The sequence below is a fragment of the Dyadobacter sp. CY356 genome (genome assembly GCF_021440195.1).
GTDB lineage: Bacteria > Bacteroidota > Bacteroidia > Cytophagales > Spirosomataceae > Dyadobacter.
Genome location: NZ_JAJTSZ010000002.1, coordinates 340,683 through 361,526, shown reverse-complemented (window position 1 = coordinate 361,526; position 20,844 = coordinate 340,683). Strand labels below are relative to the sequence as shown.

Genomic DNA, 20,844 nt, shown 5'->3' with positions numbered 1-20,844 from the left:
ATTGTTTTTTTTTATTCCCTCTCATTTCTTCAACTTATATATTTTAACACCTTCAATATTTTCTACCAGCGCATAGTACTTTTTAATATGATCTCGAATTTTTGGGATTTTGTGATGAGGGGAAAGGATTCTGGCAAATGTTGAATAGCCTTCCGGCTTTGTAACGTCCACAAAAACAGCTGGTTTATTTCTACGGATATCATTCAAAAAGTCTGTTGTCCAGAACGGAATCAGTCTTGATTTTAACGCAAAATGAAAACTGTGCGCATCCCGGTATCCCATTGGCCTGGCAGCTCTGACATACAACTGATCTCGCCAACCCCAGACAATGACCGGCTCATTTGAACTAGAATTTTTTCTAATGCTGGCGATTATTTTTTGATCTAATGCCGAATGAATGGCTACCTGATTTTTTTCCTTCACCAGGATATTCTTGCCAGCCACGATTGTGCCGCTTATCAGAAAGAAATACAGACAATACTTTTGTAAAATTTCAGGTGATATTGAAATGATAATTCCCGTAAAAAGTGTAGCAGGAACCCATAAATACAACTTGTAATGAGCAAAGGAATTTCCGGATTGCAAGATGGCATACAGACAAACAAAGGTATAAAGCAAGGTGAAAAAGAAGATTTTCTTCTGTTTGGACGTAGTAGATATACGTTTGGCGACATTGGAGATAACACCAACCGTGATGATGAGTGATATTGATAAAAAGTACCATTTCGAATCATCATAAAAATATATAAATCTGAAAATTCTTATCAGATTAAACCGGTCACTTATTGGCACATCTGAAAACTGCGTCGTGTAAGCGTAGTAGAAATAATTCCAGAAGTAATTATTCCAGAATATCATCAGACTATCTTGTGAAAAGTAATACAGATTGATCAGGGTCGTAGGCAGCAATCCTCCTGTGATCAGGATTGCAGCACTTTTCCATCGTTTTTGAAGCAGGATTTCGATCAGGAATGCTATGGTGATAAAGAATCCCATCGGAACATTTTGGAATTTAACATAAACCAGACTTCCCATCACAATTCCAAAAGCCAGTATTCCAAAATTGTTTTTCCATTGACCGTAACAATAAGAAAAATAGGCATATATGGAACTTGTAAGCATTAAAACACTTGGTTGCTCTGAATTATAAGCAGTGTAATCGGAGACAAAAGTGGTTCCGATTAACAGACAAAATCCCCAGATAAGAATAAGATTGACACGTTTAGAAAGAAAAAGATCGAAGATTTTATAGAGAAAAAAAGTAGTTAAAAGCCAGAATAGGAGCCCTATACATTCAGAAGTGATATAGCCAACATTTACACCAAATTTGGAAACAATGATAAGGGGAAGAACCGTCAGAGGGCGGGAATCGGTATAATTTAAAATTGTCCAGAGCCAGGAAGAATAGTGATTGACGGAATGCATTGCACTCAGCCAGGTGCTTGTATCGATGTTTGACTCAGCCTCTTCCATATACAGGAACCGTATCAGAAAAGTCAGAATAAAAAAACCGATTACAAGTAAGGCAGGATTGCTGAATGAGTTATTGGTTGGTTTTGAATAGGACCTGCCAAGCCATAATGCAATAAAAAATAATAATAAAAATAGAATTAATTTAAAGTAAAAATTATATACCATAGCATATCGAATAGAGGTTTGGTCGTATTAAATTAATCGAAATTTGATTAAAATCATACGTTTTAAAACACTATTTATCCAACGGTCTTCATTTAGCTTCTCAAAAAAATTCTATTTAACGGAGCTCTTATTTTTCATTCAGGAAGTTTAATAAAGGTTTTATAAACCTGTCAAAGTTCTCAATATGGGGAAGGTGTCCGATGTTATCGAGTGGGATCAGTTTACTATTTTTAATAAGGGCGTTGGCTTTTTTTCCAAGTTCAGGATAATTTCCCAGCACTTTCTGATCTTCCGCAGAAGCCAGATTTTTGCCTACCGAGCTTCGGTCTCTTTGTCCGATTATCAATAAAGTCCGTGATTTAATATTTTGAATTTCATAAATAACCGGCTGCGTCATAATCAAATCATAGGTAAGCGCAGAGTTCCAGGCGACTCTTGGATAATCTTTATTGAGTGTCCAGCCGGCATAAAGATTAGCCCAGCGTGTGTACGCATCTTTCCATTTCCCATCATAATAGCTGCTGAGCTGATATTTTTTAATTGTTTCAAAATTGCTTTTCAATTCAGTTTGATACCATTTATCAACGGACTGATATGGAACTTTCAATTTATAATCTTCCAGGCCCAGAGGGTTAAGAAGTACAAGTCTTTCAGCAGTTTCAGGAAACATTAAGGCAAAACGCATCGCAACCATTCCGCCCATCGAATGTCCGAGAATGGTAACAGAGGTAATATCAAGAGTGTCGAGAATTTTTTTTGTATTGGTTGCCAGTTGCTGGAAAGAATATTGAAAATGCTGCGGTTTAGATGATTTTCCAAAGCCAATCTGATCAGGAATAATGACACGGAAACCGGATTTTGTAAGCGCTTTGGCTGTCTGCTCCCAGTAAGCGCCGTTGAAGTTTTTACCATGCAGCAAAACCACCGTTTTTCCATTAGGTGTTTCCGGGTGCACGTCCATATATGCCATTTTCAATTTTTCTCCCTGTAAATCAAGAGGCAGAAAATTTACGGCAAATGGATATTGATAATTTTCAAGATTAATGTCCAGATTCCTGAGCGAATCATTTTGAGCATTTACCTGAAGCGCGAATAAAAGACAGATTATAAGGACGAACGATGTTTTCATAATTTAAAAATAAAAAAGCCAGGATGACAAAGTCGCTATCCTGGCTAATAAAAATGTACCAATCTATACTGAAACCTGTTCAATCCAGATTATTGGATCAGTTTCGCTTTGGAAGATAAAAGTGTTGTACAAAAAGCTAACATCGCAACTACGGCAAACGAGAAACGAAGATCTGCCATTTGGGCTACGATCCCGATTAGCGGAGGGCCAATAAGGAAACCGATGAAACTGATTGAAGATACGGCAGCTAAGGCCATTCCAGCCGACATCGTTGTAGATCTTCCGGCGGCACTGTATACCAGTGGAACAACGGATGAAACTCCAAAACCAACCAGCAACAAACCAAAAGTTGCGCTCGCCATGTAGGGCAGCAAAACAGCAATTCCTAAACCTCCCGCCATCAATAAACCGCTTATCTGAAGCATTTTCTTTCTTCCGATTTTATTTGCCAGCCAGTCACCTGCGAAACGGCCGCCAGTCATAGTTCCCATGAAAGCAACATATCCCATTGTTTTCATTGAAGCAGGAACTTTCACAACTTCCATAAAATATACACCCGACCAGTCAAACATCGCACCTTCACAAACCATCGCACAAAATCCGATCAAACCGAGCATTAATAAATCACGATCCGGTTTAACAAACATCGGTTGTTCTTCACCACTATTTTTTTCGCTGTCAGGCATGGTATGTTTGTAAGCCGTAAATATAATTGCAAAGGCAATTACAGCGATTACCATAAAATGAATCTGCGGCGGAATGCTGATAGAAATGAAAAACGTACCGATCATCGCGCTCACAAATCCTGCAAGGCTCCACAATCCGTGAAATGAAGCCATAATAGATTTTCCATAAACCTGTTCCACCGCAACCGCCTGGGTATTGACGGCGATATTACAAAGGTTACCCCAAAGGCCGAAAGAGAAAAGGACGATAACAAGCTGTTCAGTTCTGGTTGCAAAACCGATAAAGGTTAATGTGATCGCATAAAGTATCGCTCCAAAAAGAACCATTTTTTTGCTGCCATACTTAGTAACCATCCAGCCCGAAATTGGCAAACTCGCCATTAGTCCCAATGGTAAGGCGAGCAATACAGTGCCCAAACCACCTTCGGTCAGATGCAGCATATTTTTAATATCCGGAATACGGCTGGCCCAGGCTGCAAAACTTAATCCCTGAACAAAGAAAAAAGCCGCAACGGCCATCCGGAGATATTTCTTTGACTGCGAAGGTGCTAAAATTGAATATGACATATATATTAAAGTTGCTCTGTGATCTTAGTAAATGTTATAGATTAGAAAAAATATAACATTTCACAGAATTTGATAATTTCTTTATGGTGTTAAATCGACCGGGCGTAAAACCAATATTGCCTCTGGTTGATATAAAAACACAAACTGATTAAATAACATTCCATTAATTTGCATTATTTCAATAATAATAAAAAGCAGTTATTGTATTAATTGAAGAATTTTGGAATTGTGTGAACGTTCCTGATCAAAATGTATCTAAAAAGGAAATGCAACAAAAAAAGCCGATGCTATTTGCACCGGCCTTTCAGTTTATAGTTTGAAGTAAATTAATCGATGGTCAGATAGCCCAGCGTATCTCTCCTGCTTTTTACGTTCGCAACTTCGGATCCGTTACTACGCTCTGCAACATTGGGCGTCTTATAATTTCTAGGCGAGATCAGCGGATTAATATCAACTGCTTCCTTTTTATAAGTACGCGTCACAACCAACGGTGTCGCGCGCGGCGCATATTTTGGTGTTGTGCTTACATATCCGGAGTTCTGCTGCTTGCTGTACGACTCAATAGTGTTGATATTGGAAACAACAATCCCGTCATTCTTCAAAGCCTTTGCTTTGGCAGCCTTATTTGGATGTTTGTAATTATGCGTTGACATTCCGGGATCAACGATTGTGGATTGTGCTTTAACTGCACCTGAAATGAAACCTGATATGATTATTGCAGCGAATATTAAAAACGATTTTTTCATGATTTTAAGATGTTTATTGGATTAATGAACAACAATCCCGAAGGATCAACCGCAAGAAACATCAAATTTTAAACACTTCTAAATCATCAAAAATTAGATGATTTTGGACATTTTGGAAATATAGGTAACTAAATCACTATGAAAATGATATAAAAATAAAATTTTTAGAATAACAGGAACGTAAATCACTGGTAACTGAACAAAAAAAGGTTTAAATCATAGAATTTACTTTACTTATGCACCGGAATAAATATTTCTAAATAGTTTAAATTTTAATGAGTTTCTAATAAATCGCATTAAAATTGAATTAAAAATGCATTAAAATTTATTTTAACAACGAATTTGCCGAAAGCTGAATGCCTGCACAGATCCTGTCAATAGGAAGGTCATTCGCATCAACTCCAAAGGGGTCTTCAATTTCTTCCGCAATAACTTCCAGACTTGCCAGGATATAAAACACAAACATGACGAATGGAATTACCAGAAAATGAAGGCTGAAAACATAACCGATTGGCAATGTGAGACAATATATGAAGATGAACTTTTTTATAAAAGAACTATAAGAGAGGGGAATAGGGGTGTTTTTTATTCTTTCACAGGCACCACAGATATTTGTGAAACTTTCCAGTTCAACGTTTAATATGATGAGATGCTCTGGTAATATCTGTCCGCTTTTTTGCATTTCAACCGACTTCCTGAATAATGCTGATGCGATCTGATTTGGAATATGATCATCTAAATGCAGATCAGATAGCTTGAATGTAGATGTTTCAGTAAAATTTTCGGATAGAAACTGACCCCTTAAATGGTTCTTAAAAGCAAAAGCATAATTTGGTATCATAAGTCTGAAAAATTCCCTCGCTTCGTCATTTTCATCTCCAACCAAAGAATTTATTTTCAAGGCAAGATTACGGCTGCTATTCATCAACGCGCCCCATTGCCTTCTGCCTTCCCACCAGCGGTCATAGGCAGTATTAGTCCTGAAAACCAGTAGCATTGAAATAACAAAACCCAGCAAGGAATGCATTAATGATATATTTTTCAAATCCGTGTTTTCACCGATGCGCCATACTTTCAGAATAAAATAGGACAGCACAGTGGTGTAAACCATTATGGTCATGATCAGCGGAAATAATTTCCTTACCGTATCTCCCTTCTGGAAATAAAATATATACCGGTACCACTCTTTCGGGTTATAATCAATCATACGAGCTTTACCTTATCAATCAGTTTGAAGAATTCTTTAAAACAACGCGCTGTTAATTGTGCATCTTCCAATGCGTTGTGCGTTTCGTCTTCTCTTTCAAATCCAAAATAACCTGAAACAGATCCCAGGCTCAAAGACCGCGGAACGGATTGTCCATTCTTTTCTAAAATCTTGAAAAACAGATAAGAAACGGTATGCAAATCAATTTGTTTATTGGAAAAGGGCCAGTTGATCTTTTCTTTCCGATAGGCAAAACGGAGGAAATTGATGTCATACACAACACTTTGTCCACATATAATGATGTTTGAAAGATTTGGTTTGCCGGAATTTAATTTTTTAAGCCATTTTTCAAATTCAGGTATTACATCAAAAATCATGGGTGCATCTTCGAGATCGTCGATGGAGAGACCGTGAACTTCTTCTGATTTGGCTGTGAAGGCTTCTTCGTTTTCAGGATATACATTTTGAAGATAAGTGCCTAGCGAACGCCACTGATCGTCAAAGAATTCCGCTCCGATCTGTATAATTTCATTCCAGCCCGGCTCAGGCCCGGTCATTTCGATATCAAGCACAAGGAAGGACATAATTCAATATTATTAATTTGAAATGAAATAAGTAAAATGCAATTTTCGGAAACCAATCTTTTACTTTTGTACGCAAATGTAAATAAACATTGCTTTTAGCTCATTGATTCATCGCTCATTTGTATATAAAAATGCCAATCGATTACACGAATATCCCGTCTCCCTGTTTTGTTTTAGAGGAGAGTTTACTTAGAAAAAATCTGCAACTAATAGATCAGGTACAGAAAGCTGCCGGCTGCAAAATTATTCTTGCGCTCAAAGGTTTTTCCATGTACAGCGTTTTTCCAATTGTTAAAGAATATTTAAGCGGTGCCACGGCCAGTTCTTTAAATGAAGTAAAACTCATCAATGATTTTATGGGATATCCGGCACATACTTATATGCCGGCTTATCTTGATAGTGAATTCACTGAAATCATGGAACGCAGCAGTTACATTACATTCAATTCATTTAGTCAGTGGGAGCGGTTTAAGGAAAGAGTTCTGGATTATAAAATCAATAATCCAGAGCAAGCTTTGTCTTGCGGCATTCGTGTGAATCCGCAGTATTCTGAGGTGGAAACGGATATGTACAATCCGTGCGTACCAGGTTCACGTTTGGGTGTTACAAGAGATAAACTGCCGGATACCCTGCCCGAAGGAATCGACGGAATCCATTTTCATTCTCTTTGTGAAAATGATTCTTACACTTTGGAAAGAACATTGGAAGCCTTAGAAACGCGTTTTGCAGATTTGTTGCATCAGGCAAAATGGCTGAACATGGGCGGTGGACATTTGATGACCAGGGAAGGTTATGATACTGAAAAACTGGTGGAACTTGTTCAGAAAATCCGTGCTAAATATAATATTGAAGTGATCCTGGAACCTGGTTCGGCCATTGCCTGGCGAACCGGAGAATTGGTTACAACGGTTTTGGATGTAATGGATAGTCAGGGAATTGATGTAGCCATTCTGGATACTTCCTTTGCGGCGCATATGCCGGATACTTTGGAAATGCCTTACAAACCGGTTATACGCGGAGCTTATCACGAAGCGCAAGCTGGAAAACCAACATATAGAATGGGTGGAATGACTTGTCTGGCTGGTGATTTTATTGGTGATTATTCGTTTGACAAACCCTTAGAGATAGGTGATCAGATCATCTTTGAGGATATGATCCATTATACTATGGTAAAAACAACAACATTTAACGGCGTTAACCTTCCTTCCATTGGTATCTGGCAAGAGAACGAGACTTTTAGATTAATCAGGTCTTACGGATACGAAAGTTTCAAAGATCGTTTATCATAAGAAAAACTGGCCTTACAGATGTTAACCTGATCTGTAAGGCCAAATTTTCAGGGGAGCATCGGGAATAATTTCCTGATCTCTTCGGTAGTTGGTTGTTTACCATACTCACATATTTCAAAAACCTCTGCCTGTTTTACCAGATCTGCCTTTTCTTTTCCATACCATTTTTCAAGCGAAACTTTTATTTCCGGTGTCACTGCGGACCTTTTTTCCATCGCGGCAAAAAGCCACTTTTTTCGTTCAACGGTATCTTTCGGTACATTTTCAAGATCCTGATTCGTCCATGGCAACCATTCATAAAATTGAGAAACATGGGCGTCCAATCCATTTACTTTTTGGGGTAGGGCAGCAGTAATGTCAATGGCAATATCCGGGCGGAAAGGATTTGGTTTTTGGAAACGATCCCGGAAATAGAGGAATACCGGATTTTTTCTAAGCGGCGGTACGTTGCCCGCGATGTTTGGGACAATCACCAGATAGGCCGCATCCTGCACAATAACGCCCGTATTTCTATGATCAGGATGATAATCATTGGTCCTTGGAGCAATTACAATATCTGCATTCCATTTTCTTATCTGCCGGATCACTTCCAGACGGTTTTCCAAAGTTGGAAACAATTCGCCATCATTATTGTGCAGTACCTCATATTCAATCCCAAAACGCTTTGCCGCTTCCTGAGCCTCTTTTAAGCGGCGGTAATACAGTTTTCCTTCACTCATGCTTTGATGGCCTTTATCGCCATTCGTCAGAGATACAAATTTCACCTTATGACCCATGGCAGAATACATGGTCGCAATGCCGCCCGCTCCCAAATCACAGTCATCCGGATGTGCACCGAAAACGATTACACGTATAGGAACGGAAGGTTGAGGTTTGGCAGCGGTTTGAGATTTTGCTGCGCCTGTGGCCAATAAGGCTACAAGAAGTACAAAAATTTTTTTCATGGAAATCAGGGTTAGGAAACGTTTTCGTTATGCTCAAAAAGGGATTTTAAATATACCATAAAATGAAAAGAAAGGAGAAAAATAGTATTTTGAGCACTTGAAATGTGCATAAACGCATTCACGGAAATGTTCAAATATTATTTTTTTCCGGCTTCATCATAAAGACTTCCAATCCGTTACAGTGCCGAATAGAAATATTTAAGAGGCAAACCATAAAAATCTGTCTTTTTTGCTGTACTTTTGTATCCCGTAATCATAGAAAAAAAGCAAAGTCTTATGGCTTCCAAAGCACGAAAGACCGCTAAGTACATTTTCGTTACGGGCGGTGTTACATCTTCATTAGGTAAAGGGATAATAGCATCTTCTCTTGCTAAATTACTGCAAGCCAGAGGGCTTTCAGTAACAATCCAAAAATTTGATCCATACATAAATATTGATCCGGGTACAATGAATCCTTACGAGCATGGTGAATGCTATGTAACGGACGATGGTGCTGAAACGGATCTGGATTTAGGTCACTACGAACGTTTCTTAAACGTGAGTACTTCTCAGGCAAATAACGTTACTACCGGTAGAGTATATCACAATGTTATTACAGCAGAAAGACGCGGAGATTTCCTTGGAAAAACCGTTCAGGTTGTTCCTCACATCACAGATGAGCTAAAGAGAAATATGATGTTGCTGGGTCAAACCGGTGACTATGATATCGTTATTACAGAAATTGGTGGTTGTGTCGGTGACATCGAATCGCTTCCGTTTTTAGAAGCTGTTCGACAGATCAAGTTTGAACTTGAACATAATGATACCTTAATTATTCACCTTACGCTTATTCCTTACCTGAATTCTGCCGGTGAATTGAAAACCAAACCAACGCAGCACTCGGTTAGAATGTTGCAGGAATCTGGTATTCAGCCTGATATTCTGGTTTGTCGCACGGAACATCCTTTGCCGATAGAACTACGTAAAAAAATTGCGTTGTTTTGTAACGTCCAGGTTAATTCTGTTATCGAAGCCATGGACGCCGACACGATTTATGCTGTGCCGTTATTGATGTTGAAGGAAAGACTTGATCAGCGTGCTTTGTATATGCTGGACATATATAATGACAAGGACGTGGATCTTGATGCCTGGAAAACTTTCTTGTCGAGATTGAAAAATCCGATTGATGCAATAAGAATTGGTCTGGTTGGAAAGTACGTTGAATTACACGATGCCTACAAGTCAATCGTAGAATCTTTTATTCATGCAGGTTCGGCCAATGAATGTAAAGTGACTATCGAATGGATTCATTCTGAAAGCCTTACGCCTGAAAATGTGGTTGAAAAACTTGCAGATCTGGATGGCGTACTTGTTGCTCCGGGTTTTGGAGAAAGAGGTATTGATGGAAAAATTGAAGCTATTCAATACGTTCGTGAAAACGGAATTCCTTTTTTTGGGATTTGTCTTGGTATGCAGATGGCAGTTATTGAGTACGGCCGAAACGTGGTTGGACTCGAAGGTGCGCATTCGGTTGAAATGGATGCTACTACGGAACATCCGGTTATCAATTTAATGGAAGATCAGAAAGATATTTCCAATAAAGGGGGTACTATGCGTCTCGGAGCTTATCCTTGCCGTTTGAAAAAAGATTCTCTGGCAAACCGTATTTACGGAAAACTGAACATAAAAGAACGTCACCGTCACCGTTACGAATTTAATAACAAATACCTGAAAGCTTTTGAAGACAAAGGTATGATGGCTACGGGTATTAATCCGGACAACAATCTGGTTGAAATGGTTGAGTTACCAGGGCATCCGTTTTATGTTGGGGTTCAGTTCCACCCTGAATTGAAAAGTACTGTAATGAATCCGCATCCGCTTTTCGTTAATTTCGTTAAAGCTGCACTTACTTATTCACTTGAAAAACGATCGGTTATCTCCTGATTTGATCTTATCCCGTAATCAGGAAAGCCAATCAGGAAAAACTTATTACCTTTGCCCTCCCGATGGGGCAATATCTTCAATAATTTTTAGTTTAGAATGGATAAAAATTTTATAATCGGCTTAGTACTAATTATGCTAATGCTGGTAGGTTATCAGTTTCTGGTTCCAAAACCAGTTGAACCCGCACCGATAACTCAGGTAAATAGTGACTCTGCTAAAACGGTGACTGTAAAAGGTGCGCTTGCATCGGATTCAACACAAGCAGTTGCAAGCGCTGGTGATACTTCGGCTGTCAAAATTTCGCAGCAGGATCTTGTTATAGAAACAACGGATTCCCGTGTTGTTTTCACAAATAAGGGTGGTATTCTGAAAGAAGTAATGTTGAAAAAATACAAAACTTTTGATCAGAAACCGCTTTATCTTATTGTTGAAGACCACAATAAATTTCAAATTGAATTTCCTACCCAATCGGGGAATGTAAATCTTGCAGAGCTGTATTTTACTACCACTTCAACAGGTAAAACGCTGGCCGCAAAGGATTCTGCTATTATTTCTTACCGCACAGATTTAGGTAAAGGCCAGTTTGTTGAGCAAAATTATGTTGTTCATGGTTCTGGTTATGTAATTGATTACGGCATCAAGTCTAACAGTCTGGTTGCAGGAGATAAAACAATCCGTTTTGACTGGAAAAACGATCTTTTGAAGCTAGAAAATGACATGAATGAAAACCGCAAGGCTATCACTGTCAATTATTACACGGACGGCTTGCACAGTCTTTCACAAAGCCCTACTGCTAATGAAGAAGCAAAAGCAGAAGATCCTGTGAAATGGTTTACGATCAAACACAAGTATTTCCTGGCTGGTCTTATTTCTGAAAAACATCCTTTTACAAATGTTGATGTAAAAACACTGGTTAATGTCAACGACACAACAATTGTAAAGACTGCAAACGTGGCCGCCGCAATTCCAATGCTGGCAGTTCAGAAAAACGAAGCCAATTTCCAGTTTTATATTGGCCCGAATGATTACCATATCGTTCAGACAGTGAAGGCTGAAAACTTCGATCAGAACGTTTATTTAGGATACGCTTTCCTGAAACCGATCAACAAATTCTTCCTGGTTCCATTGTTTAATTTCCTGGAAGGTTTTATTTCAAATTATGGTTTACTGATCATCTGTCTTGTATTATTTGTAAAAACGTTGCTTACGCCGCTTACCTACAAATCATACATCAGCATGGCGAAGATGAAATTGCTTGCGCCGGAGCTGGAAGAATTGAAAGCAAAAAATCCTGATGATGCTGCAAAACAACAGCAGGATCAGATGAAATTGTATCAGGAAGTAGGTGTGAGTCCGCTGAGTGGGTGTATTCCGGTTCTCGCAACCATGCCGATTTTGTTTTCGCTCTTCTTTTTATTCCCGAATTTAATTGAGTTGCGGCAACAACATTTCTTGTGGGCCAACGATTTATCGACATACGATTCTTTCATAAAATTGCCGGTATCACTTCCATTTTATGGTAATCACGTAAGTTTGTTTACCATCATGATGACGATTTCGAGTATCGGATATGCATATTATAATAACCAGATCACACCAACACAGCCTGGGCCGGTTAACATGAAGATGTTGAGCTACATCATGCCGTTGATGTTTATGTTTGTTCTGAACTCGTTCCCGGCTGGTCTTACATTCTATTATTTTGTTTCAAACGTTGTTACAATCGGTCAGCAGTTGTTGATCAAAAAGTTTGTGAACGAAGATAAGATCAGAAACATTCTGGAAGAGAACCGTAAGAAAAATGCAAACGGCGAGAAGAAAGAAACGAAGTTTCAAAAATATCTGGCCAAGTCGCTCCAGGCAGCTGATGAAGCTAAAAAGAAACAAGCTGAATTAGATAAACGTACGAAACGCAAATAATAAGGTAGTTTACCAAAGGAAAGAGGGCAATGTTTCGGATGGAAACATTGCCCGTTTCTTTTTCCCTTAAAACGGTTTTCGTAATTTGACCCACCAAATAAACATCGACTAAAAGACTAATGAGAATTTTCGTTCTTTTTATAATATTAATCAGTTCAGTTTTAAGCAATAATGTTTTTGCTCAAAATCCTGAACTCAATGAATCCAAATACAAATCAGCCCTTTCGGATCTTAAACAGGGCAGATACGCAACTGCAATCGAAAAATTTGCTCCCTTAACGAGCACCAATATTCAGGCACCGTATACCCCTTACGCACATTATTATTATGCGTTATCAGCTTTTCAGCTAAAAAGGTATAGAGAAAGCAAGCAAATGTTACTTCAGCTTGTCAGTCGTTATCCAGGCTGGAACAAGATCAATGACGCATACTATTTGCTGGGTGCAAACAATCTGGCAACGGAGCAATACAAAGAGGGGCTGGGATTTTTACAGCGTATCAAAGAATCATCTTATAGTAAAGATGTGCAGGGTTTAAAGCAGCATTATTTTGGTGAAATCCGGGATCTTGCTAAACTGAAAGAAATTCAAAAACAGTATCCGGAAGATCGTGATATTGCTATTGCCCTGATACAATCCATCGAACGTTCGCCATCTTCTACAAAAACCGATTTGATGCAGGCGAATCAGTTAAGTGCAGATTTTAAAGTAAGTGGAAAAGAAAAAATTGAAAAGACCGAAGGGCCGGATAAAAGTATTCCGAAACGTGAAAATCAGTGGGAAAAAGGTTATTTCAATGTAGCGGTTTTACTCCCATTTCGTCTGGAAGAATTTGGCAGTTCTAAAAAACGTACCAATCAGTTTGCCTACGATTATTATCTTGGATTGGTTCAGGCAAAGCAGCAACTTGATACAGAAGGAATTAAAATAAATCTATGGGCTTACGACGTTAGTAACGATGAAAAATCGATGAAAATGATCGTCAACAATACTGATTTTCAGCAATCAGATCTGGTCATAGGCCCGTTATATCCAAGCACTTTTGAAGTGGCGGCGAATTATGTTTCGGGTACCAATTTGTATATTCTGAACCCGCTTTCAACGGATGCCAATGTTGTTAAACATGGAGAAAATACTTTTTTAGCACATCCTTCCATTCCTTTTCAGGTTCAAAAGGCTGCTGAGTGGATGAAAACTGTTGCACCTGGCCCTTCTGTGGCCGTTTACTATGGAGGAAGCGCAAAGGATTCAGTAATGGCATTTACTTATGCCAGTGAGGTTACTTCCCGCGGGGGCAAGGTAATTCAAATGCTAAAGGTTATATCGGATCGTGAGTGGATGCAAAACAAAATTTCTGCCTTTGAAACTAACAAACCAGCGCATGTTGCCCTTTTTGCATCCGATGGTAATTCTGGTGCACCTTTGATTGAAGTTTTGAGTGACAGAAAATTAATGTCGACTCCAATAATTGCTACTTCAGCAAGTTTTAATGCGCAGCAGTCCCGCCTTGGAAAATATGGCTCTCGTTTATTTTTAATAGAAACAGATCATGTTGACCGTGACAAGGAAAATGTGCGGGAATTTCAGAAAAACTATTGGATGCAAACGAACACTTTTCCATCCAATTATTCTTATCAAGGTTATGATCAGCTACTTTTCTTTGGCAGAATGTTGGCTAAATATAAAGATGGTTTGAAAAAAGGCCTTGAAATGAGAAGGTATGATGACGATTACCTGCTTTCAGGTTTTGATTTTACAAAATCACGCGAAAACGAGATTTCGCCAATACTAAAATATAGCGGTACTAAATGGGTGCCAGTCAGATAATTATATCATGAATATTTCAACAAGTCAGGCCTTATTTGAAAAGGCACAGCATTTTATTCCCGGTGGCGTAAATTCTCCTGTTCGTGCATTTCGTGCAGTTGGTGGTTCACCGGTTTTTATCAAATCGGCAAAAGGACCTTATGTTTATGATGAAGATGATAATGAATACATTGAATTAATCAATTCATGGGGGCCGATGATTTTAGGTCATGGACATGAATTAATTCAAAAAGCGGTTTCTGATGCAATCCAGCATTCTTTTTCTTTTGGCGCGCCTACTAGAAGAGAAGTTGAAATTGCAGAACTAATTACGAACATGGTACCTTCCATCGAAAAAGTACGTATGGTTAATTCAGGTACCGAAGCTACAATGTCTGCAATCAGGGTAGCCCGTGGTTTTACCGGTCGTGATAAAATTATCAAGTTTGAAGGTTGTTACCATGGTCATGGCGATAGCTTTTTAATAGCGGCTGGTAGTGGTGCTGTCACTTTTGGTACTCCTGACAGTCCCGGCGTCACAAAAGGTGTTGCAAACGACACTTTAACGGCTCCATACAATGACCTGGCTGCTGTTCAAAAACTTGTTGATGCGAATAAAGGCCACATAGCGGCGCTGATCCTGGAACCGGTTGTAGGAAATATGGGCTGCGTTTTGCCGGCAGAAGGTTTTCTGGAAGGGCTTCGCAAGATCTGTGATGAAGAAGGGATCGTATTTATTTTTGATGAAGTGATGACAGGTTTTCGTCTTTCGAAAGGCGGAGCTCAGGAGAGATTTGGTATTAAACCGGATTTGACCACGCTTGGTAAAATTATTGGCGGCGGTATGCCTGTTGGTGCTTATGGTGGAAAAGCGGAAATCATGAACTGGATTTCTCCGTTGGGGCCGGTTTATCAGGCAGGAACCTTATCCGGAAATCCAATTGCTATGGCTGCTGGATTGACGATGCTGAACTATCTAAACGAACATCCGGAAGTTTATAACAAGCTGGAAGTATCAGGTCACAAACTGGTGAATGGTTTTACCAATTCCATGAAAAAGCTTGGCTTGAATTACACGATCAACAGCATCGGATCCATGTATACTTTGTTTTTTACAGAACAGGCTGTCACGGATTTTCCTTCTGCCAAATCTTCAAATCTGCCGTTGTTTGGGAAATATTTTCATGCTATGCTTGACCGCGGTATTTACATGGGGCCATCTCAATTTGAAAGTATGTTTTTATCTACTGCGCTGGAAGACAGCCACATTGATAGAATAATCGAAGCAAATGAAGAATCGCTTAAAGAAGTAATTGGGTAATATGCGTAAATATTCAGTCATAATTCCTGTATATAATCGTCCTGATGAATTGCAGGAATTATTGACTTGTCTGGTTAGCCAGACTCATAAAAACTTTGAAGTAATCATTATCGAAGACGGTTCGAAGGTGAAGTCGGATATCGTGGTTCATTCATTTCAGCAAAAACTTGATATCCATTATTATTACAAGGAAAACGGCGGACAAGGATTTGCAAGAAATACCGGTTTCGAAAAAGCCAGTGGTGATTATTTTATTTTGCTGGATTCTGATGCCTTGATTGAACCTGATTATTTGTCGGTTGTAGAACAAAAATTAAATTCAGATTACGTTGATCTCTATGGTGGTCCTGACACAGATCATCCTTCGTTTTCGCCAATCCAGAAAGCAATAAGTTACTCAATGACTTCCTTCATAACAACCGGAGGAATTCGCGGTAAAAAAAATAATATGGGCGGTACCTTCCATCCGCGAAGTTTTAATATGGGACTTTCACGGGTTGTTTACGAACGTACGGGAGGTTTTCAGACGAGCAGGATGGGAGAGGACATTTTATTCAGCATCGGTGCTTTAAGGCTTGGGTTTCGTTCAGCATTAATTCCGGAGGCCTTTATTTATCATAAGCGTAGGACTGAATTTGCGCAATTTTTCCGTCAGCTTAAATTTTTCGGACGGGCCAGAATTAATATAGCGAGATTTTATCCGGAGGAATTAAAACTGGTTCACACCATCCCTTTCCTTTTCACGGTAGGTGTTATCAGCATTCCATTTTGGTTCTGGATTTTCAAACCGTTTTTTTATCTGGGAATAGCGGGCGTATTGTTGATCATATTTGCTTTGTTTTTTGACGCCTTACGATCAACAAAAAATGTAAAAGTGGCTTTTTTAGGAATAATTGCGGCTTTTGTCCAGTTGTTCGGATATGGAATCGGTTTTATTCAGGAAGGCTGGACACGTATCTGGGAAAAAAAATCGCACCGGGAAACCGGCGCGACAATTGAATATCCTTCGTAATTGGCTAATAGTAGTTTGCATTTAACCATTGGCTTTAATATCAACAAGATAGAAGCTGAAAATATAGTACTTCTTACCAAAAAACGGCCTTTTTGAGCCGTTTTTTTTAATTTTATTTCTGACAGAAATAAACAATTTCCTGACTTGGCAAGGAATAACGTTTTACCTCCGCAGGTGTTAACTCGTCCATTACAAACCGGTCTTCTTTAACAGTAAATCCACCTTTTTCCAGCTCTCTTCCATAATTTCTTCCAAAAAGCCGTAAATGGTCATTCTGAAGAAAATGTATTTCACGTTCACGCGGATCGGTTATTGTAGCATCTTCATAAGTAACTTCGTATTTCAAATCCTGTGGAGACTGAATTAACGCCCAGCCACCCGGTTTCAAAACGCGGTGTAATTCGCTCATCGCTCTGATATAATCATCGACATGTTCCATGACGTGGTTACAAAAAGCAACATCGAACGTATTATCAGGAAAAGGAATGTCATGGATGTCCATTTTCACTTTTGCCAGCGGAGACTCAATATCTGCTGTGATATAATCAAGATTTTTCATGTGCTCGAAACGGTCAATAAAACAGTACTCCGGAGCCACATGTAAAACTTTGAGATCGGCGCTGAAAAAGTTGGTTTTACGTTTTAAATATAAACCCATCAAACGATGTCTTTCCAAAGATAAACAATGGGGACACAGTGCATTATCTCTGCTTGAAGTGTTTCTTCCATAAGGCAGGAACTGGCGGTAGTGGCTATTGCAAACGGGGCATTCTACCTTGTTTCCTATGTAAAAAATACTTAAAAAACGCGCTACCCAATGGCCGATTAGTTGCAGATATGGGCGGGGAATATAACGTAAAACTAAACTTATGATGGCTTTCATTAAACCAATTGATTAAAAATTAATAATTTTATGTTCTTTCGAGATAACAAATACTTAAAATGATCCCAGATATCAATCCAAAACCGCCGGGAAGGCAGATGATTAAAAGAATGTCTACGCGTACCAAGTGGCTTATACTTGCTCCGCTTGGACTTGTTTTATTCAGTTTTGGCCTGTGTGTTCTTAGCGAAGCAGCCCATGAGCGCCGCGTCGGCCAGCCTACACAGGTTTGGGTTTTGCTGGGGTTGTATAGTCTCGCATTAATTAATACCGGACTTATATTCTTTGGCGAAGCTTTACGTTTTCGTATTCTTCTGGATGTTCGTCGTGAAACCCGTCGCAGTATGCGTCAGCTCTTGCGGAAAGTTAATGCAAAATCACTTCGTAAAGAACCAGTCCGAAAAGGCAAATCCGATAAAAAAACAAAAAGCCCTACCAAAACAGATTGACAGGGACTTGTTGATAACTTTGTATCGGAGAGGCGCTTTGATTATTGCTTGTTAGCGTCAAACTGTGCTTTTATTGCCTCAACATCGACATTTCTTACTTCTGGCTTACGCAAAAGATTCTTGATAGTTGCTGTACGATTATTCGCCACAGCTTTATTTCTACGACTCTTACGTTTTAATTCCGTAACTCCCATTTTAAAATTATTGTTTTGTGAAAGAGCCGCAAAATTAGTAATAATTACGTAAATAAAGTAGTAAATAGTCATAAAAATTGCATAACCTCTCTAACTTTACATTTTTAAATGCTGAGGTATTTGTTAGATCTAACCTGATTTTTGGCTGGACTTGAAATCAGTCCGTCAAAACTTGCCTTCTTGGGAACTAAACTTTTATAGCAGCCATTGACTATTTGAAGAATCCAGAATTAAATGAGTAAACCAAGCCTTGCCCGCGGCACCCGTGACTTCGGTCCCGAACAAATGGTGAAACGCACTTTTATATTTGATACCATCCGTCGCTCTTTTCAACGTTACGGATTTCAGCCTTTGGAAACGCCGGCCTTTGAAAACCTCTCAGTTTTGATGGGAAAATATGGTGACGAAGGAGACCAGCTTCTTTTTAAACTTTTGAATTCAGGTAATTTCAGTGAAAAATTGACTGAATCAGATTTGAACGCAGGCTACAAAGCATTAACCACCAGGATTTCTGAAAAAGGTCTTCGTTACGATCTTACCGTTCCTTTCGCACGTTATGTGGTTATGAATCGTGGAACTTTGGTAATGCCTTTTAAACGTTATCAGATACAGCCTGTCTGGAGAGCAGATCGTCCGCAGAAAGGTCGTTACCGTGAATTTTATCAATGTGATGCCGATGTTGTCGGGACGGAATCTTTGCTTTGCGAAGCTGAAATTGTTTTGCTGCTTCACGACATTCTGCCTCAATTAGGTATTGAAGATTTTACGGTTAAGATCAATAACAGAAAAATCCTGACTGGAATTGCGGATATGATCGGTGCGCATGGGCAGGAAGGAACGCTTTGCGTTGCGATTGATAAACTGGATAAGATCGGGAAGGATAAAGTTGTTGACGAGTTGCGTGAACGTAATTTCTCCGAAGAGAGTATCAATTTACTTGATCCGGTTTTTTCTATAACAGGTGGAGAAAATCCCTTTACTGATCTGCGGAAATGGCTTGCTTCTTCTGAAATTGGATTGAAAGGTATTGAAGAGCTGGAACAGGTCTGGGATATGGTTGAATCGCTGGGGTTGAAAAATCCTAAGATTCAATTTGACGTTACCCTTGCCAGAGGTTTGTCTTATTACACCGGAGCTATTTTTGAAGTTAAAGCAAATAATGTCCAGATCGGTAGTATTTGCGGTGGTGGAAGATATGATAATCTGACAGGTACTTTTGGTGTTCCGGGGATTTCAGGTGTGGGAATATCTTTTGGTGTTGACCGGATTTATGATGTAATGGAAGAATTAAATCTTTTTCCCGAAAATCAGACGATCAGTACCAAAGTGATGATTTCCAATTTTGATAAAGAAGCCTTTAAATATGGATTATCTGTTTTGCCAAAATTGAGGGAATCCGGATTAAATGCAGAAATGTATCCTGATTCTGTCAAATTGAAAAAACAACTGGACTATGCGGACCGTAAAAATATTCCTTTCGTTATCCTGATCGGATCTGATGAAATGAATACCGGTCAGCTTACATTAAAAAATATGAAAACAGGTGAACAGCAAAAAGGAACGATTGAGGAATTGATCGCAGCTGTGAATTAATAAATTTTAGAATAATAAAGAGAATTTTAAGCTGACAGCCGCAAACGCCCCAGCCCAATTTTAATAAAAACATGGATAATATTATAAGGATTGCAATACAAAAATCAGGAAGATTAAGTGAAGATTCTTTGAAATTGATCAAGGAGTGCGGTATCCGTTTTGATAACGGTGCCGGAAAACTGAAAACTTCTGCGACTAATTTTCCTGCTGAAATTCTTTTTTTACGCGATGATGATATCCCTGGTTATGTGGAAGATGGGGTAGCACATCTGGGTATCGTAGGTGAAAATGTTTCGGTTGAATCGGATCGCGACGTGAACACGGTTCACAAACTTGGTTTTTCAAAATGCCGCCTTTCTATTGGTGTTTTGAGGGAACATGATTATGCGGGTGTTCAGGATCTGGAAGGAAAAAGTATTGCAACTTCTTACCCGAAACTTTTGGGGAAATATCTTGCGGAAAATAACATTACCGCGCAAATTCATGAAATCAGCGGTTCAGTAGAAATTGCACCGAGTATCGGCCTTGCTGATGCGGTTTGTGATATCGTAAGTTCCGGAAGCACTTTGCTTAGCAACGGTTTGAAAGAGGTTGAGACCATTTTCAAATCGGAAGCTGTCATGATCGCCAGCAAACATTTGTCGGCAGGGCAGCAGGATTTGCTTGATCAGTTATTGTTCCGTATCAAATCGGTTCAGGTTGCTAAAAATAACAAATACATATTGTTGAACTGCCCGACGAGCGCGGTAGATGAGATCACAAAATATCTGCCCGGAATGAAAGCACCAACGGTTATGCCACTGGCAACTGAGGGCTGGTGTTCCATTCATTCGGTAATTAATGAAAATGATTTCTGGGAAAATATCGAAAAAATCAGACAGGCTGGTGCGGAAGGGATTTTGGTAATTCCAATTGAGAAAATGATTCTTTAAATGGCTTTCGGCCGTCAGCAAT

General features: G+C 39.2%; 18 protein-coding genes. 9 read left to right on the top strand and 9 right to left on the bottom strand.

The window, feature by feature from the left end; genetic code table 11:
• Nucleotides 1–21: 21 nt before the first annotated feature.
• From LXL81_RS07725 to LXL81_RS07700, 6 genes are all read right to left on the bottom strand, one after another.
• The gene (locus tag LXL81_RS07725; RefSeq protein ID WP_234646151.1) at nt 22–1,473 is read right to left on the bottom strand and encodes a hypothetical protein; all 1,452 of its coding nucleotides are present in this window, start codon (nt 1,471–1,473) and stop codon (nt 22–24) included.
• A 292-nt stretch (nt 1,474–1,765) separates the two neighbouring features.
• A complete protein-coding gene (locus LXL81_RS07720) occupies nt 1,766–2,767 on the bottom strand; it encodes an alpha/beta fold hydrolase (protein ID WP_234646150.1) in 1,002 nt (333 codons plus the stop codon).
• A gap of 89 nt (nt 2,768–2,856) precedes the next feature.
• On the bottom strand, nt 2,857–4,020 hold the full coding sequence (locus LXL81_RS07715) for an MFS transporter (protein ID WP_234646149.1): 1,164 nt from the start codon (nt 4,018–4,020) through the stop codon (nt 2,857–2,859).
• A 326-nt stretch (nt 4,021–4,346) separates the two neighbouring features.
• Nucleotides 4,347–4,766, bottom strand: a complete 420-nt coding sequence (locus LXL81_RS07710; protein WP_234646148.1) for a hypothetical protein — start codon at nt 4,764–4,766, stop codon at nt 4,347–4,349.
• 325 nt (nt 4,767–5,091) lie between these two features.
• A complete protein-coding gene (locus tag LXL81_RS07705) occupies nt 5,092–5,973 on the bottom strand; it encodes a bestrophin family protein (RefSeq protein ID WP_234646147.1) in 882 nt (293 codons plus the stop codon).
• Nucleotides 5,970–6,557: a 3'-5' exonuclease gene (locus LXL81_RS07700; protein WP_234646146.1), complete on the bottom strand. Its 588-nt coding sequence runs from the start codon at nt 6,555–6,557 to the stop codon at nt 5,970–5,972. The genes LXL81_RS07705 and LXL81_RS07700 overlap by 4 nt, the downstream gene beginning before the upstream one ends.
• A gap of 131 nt (nt 6,558–6,688) precedes the next feature.
• Between LXL81_RS07700 and nspC the strand changes: the two genes are divergently transcribed.
• Nucleotides 6,689–7,846, top strand: coding sequence for a carboxynorspermidine decarboxylase (gene nspC / locus LXL81_RS07695; protein ID WP_234646145.1), 1,158 nt, complete (start codon nt 6,689–6,691; stop codon nt 7,844–7,846).
• A 47-nt stretch (nt 7,847–7,893) separates the two neighbouring features.
• On the opposite strand, the gene LXL81_RS07690 is transcribed toward nspC, so the two are convergent.
• The gene (locus LXL81_RS07690; protein WP_234646144.1) at nt 7,894–8,790 is read right to left on the bottom strand and encodes a PIG-L deacetylase family protein; all 897 of its coding nucleotides are present in this window, start codon (nt 8,788–8,790) and stop codon (nt 7,894–7,896) included.
• 276 nt (nt 8,791–9,066) lie between these two features.
• On the opposite strand from LXL81_RS07690, the gene LXL81_RS07685 reads away from it, so the two are divergent.
• From LXL81_RS07685 to LXL81_RS07665, 5 genes are all read left to right on the top strand, one after another.
• Nucleotides 9,067–10,713 carry a CTP synthase gene (locus LXL81_RS07685; protein WP_234646143.1) on the top strand — a complete coding sequence of 549 codons (1,647 nt, stop codon included), beginning with the start codon at nt 9,067–9,069 and terminating at the stop codon, nt 10,711–10,713.
• A 96-nt stretch (nt 10,714–10,809) separates the two neighbouring features.
• On the top strand, nt 10,810–12,633 hold the full coding sequence (gene yidC, locus LXL81_RS07680) for a membrane protein insertase YidC (protein WP_234646142.1): 1,824 nt from the start codon (nt 10,810–10,812) through the stop codon (nt 12,631–12,633).
• A 119-nt stretch (nt 12,634–12,752) separates the two neighbouring features.
• Nucleotides 12,753–14,459, top strand: a complete 1,707-nt coding sequence (locus LXL81_RS07675; protein WP_234646141.1) for an ABC transporter substrate-binding protein — start codon at nt 12,753–12,755, stop codon at nt 14,457–14,459.
• 7 nt (nt 14,460–14,466) lie between these two features.
• Nucleotides 14,467–15,759, top strand: coding sequence for a glutamate-1-semialdehyde 2,1-aminomutase (gene hemL / locus LXL81_RS07670; RefSeq protein WP_234646140.1), 1,293 nt, complete (start codon nt 14,467–14,469; stop codon nt 15,757–15,759).
• Between the two features lies 1 nt (nt 15,760).
• Nucleotides 15,761–16,771: a glycosyltransferase family 2 protein gene (locus LXL81_RS07665; protein ID WP_234646139.1), complete on the top strand. Its 1,011-nt coding sequence runs from the start codon at nt 15,761–15,763 to the stop codon at nt 16,769–16,771.
• A gap of 112 nt (nt 16,772–16,883) precedes the next feature.
• On the opposite strand, the gene LXL81_RS07660 is transcribed toward LXL81_RS07665, so the two are convergent.
• On the bottom strand, nt 16,884–17,654 hold the full coding sequence (locus LXL81_RS07660) for a class I SAM-dependent methyltransferase (protein ID WP_234646138.1): 771 nt from the start codon (nt 17,652–17,654) through the stop codon (nt 16,884–16,886).
• Nucleotides 17,655–17,713: 59 nt separating this feature from the next.
• Between LXL81_RS07660 and LXL81_RS07655 the strand changes: the two genes are divergently transcribed.
• A complete protein-coding gene (locus LXL81_RS07655) occupies nt 17,714–18,103 on the top strand; it encodes a hypothetical protein (protein WP_234646137.1) in 390 nt (129 codons plus the stop codon).
• Nucleotides 18,104–18,144: 41 nt separating this feature from the next.
• Here LXL81_RS07655 and LXL81_RS07650 read toward each other — a convergent pair whose 3' ends face one another.
• Nucleotides 18,145–18,369, bottom strand: coding sequence for a hypothetical protein (locus LXL81_RS07650; protein ID WP_234646999.1), 225 nt, complete (start codon nt 18,367–18,369; stop codon nt 18,145–18,147).
• Nucleotides 18,370–18,531: 162 nt separating this feature from the next.
• Between LXL81_RS07650 and hisS the strand changes: the two genes are divergently transcribed.
• Nucleotides 18,532–19,890 carry a histidine--tRNA ligase gene (hisS, locus tag LXL81_RS07645; RefSeq protein ID WP_234646136.1) on the top strand — a complete coding sequence of 453 codons (1,359 nt, stop codon included), beginning with the start codon at nt 18,532–18,534 and terminating at the stop codon, nt 19,888–19,890.
• A 71-nt stretch (nt 19,891–19,961) separates the two neighbouring features.
• The gene (gene hisG, locus LXL81_RS07640) at nt 19,962–20,822 is read left to right on the top strand and encodes an ATP phosphoribosyltransferase (RefSeq protein WP_234646135.1); all 861 of its coding nucleotides are present in this window, start codon (nt 19,962–19,964) and stop codon (nt 20,820–20,822) included.
• The last annotated feature ends 22 nt before the right edge of the window (nt 20,823–20,844 follow it).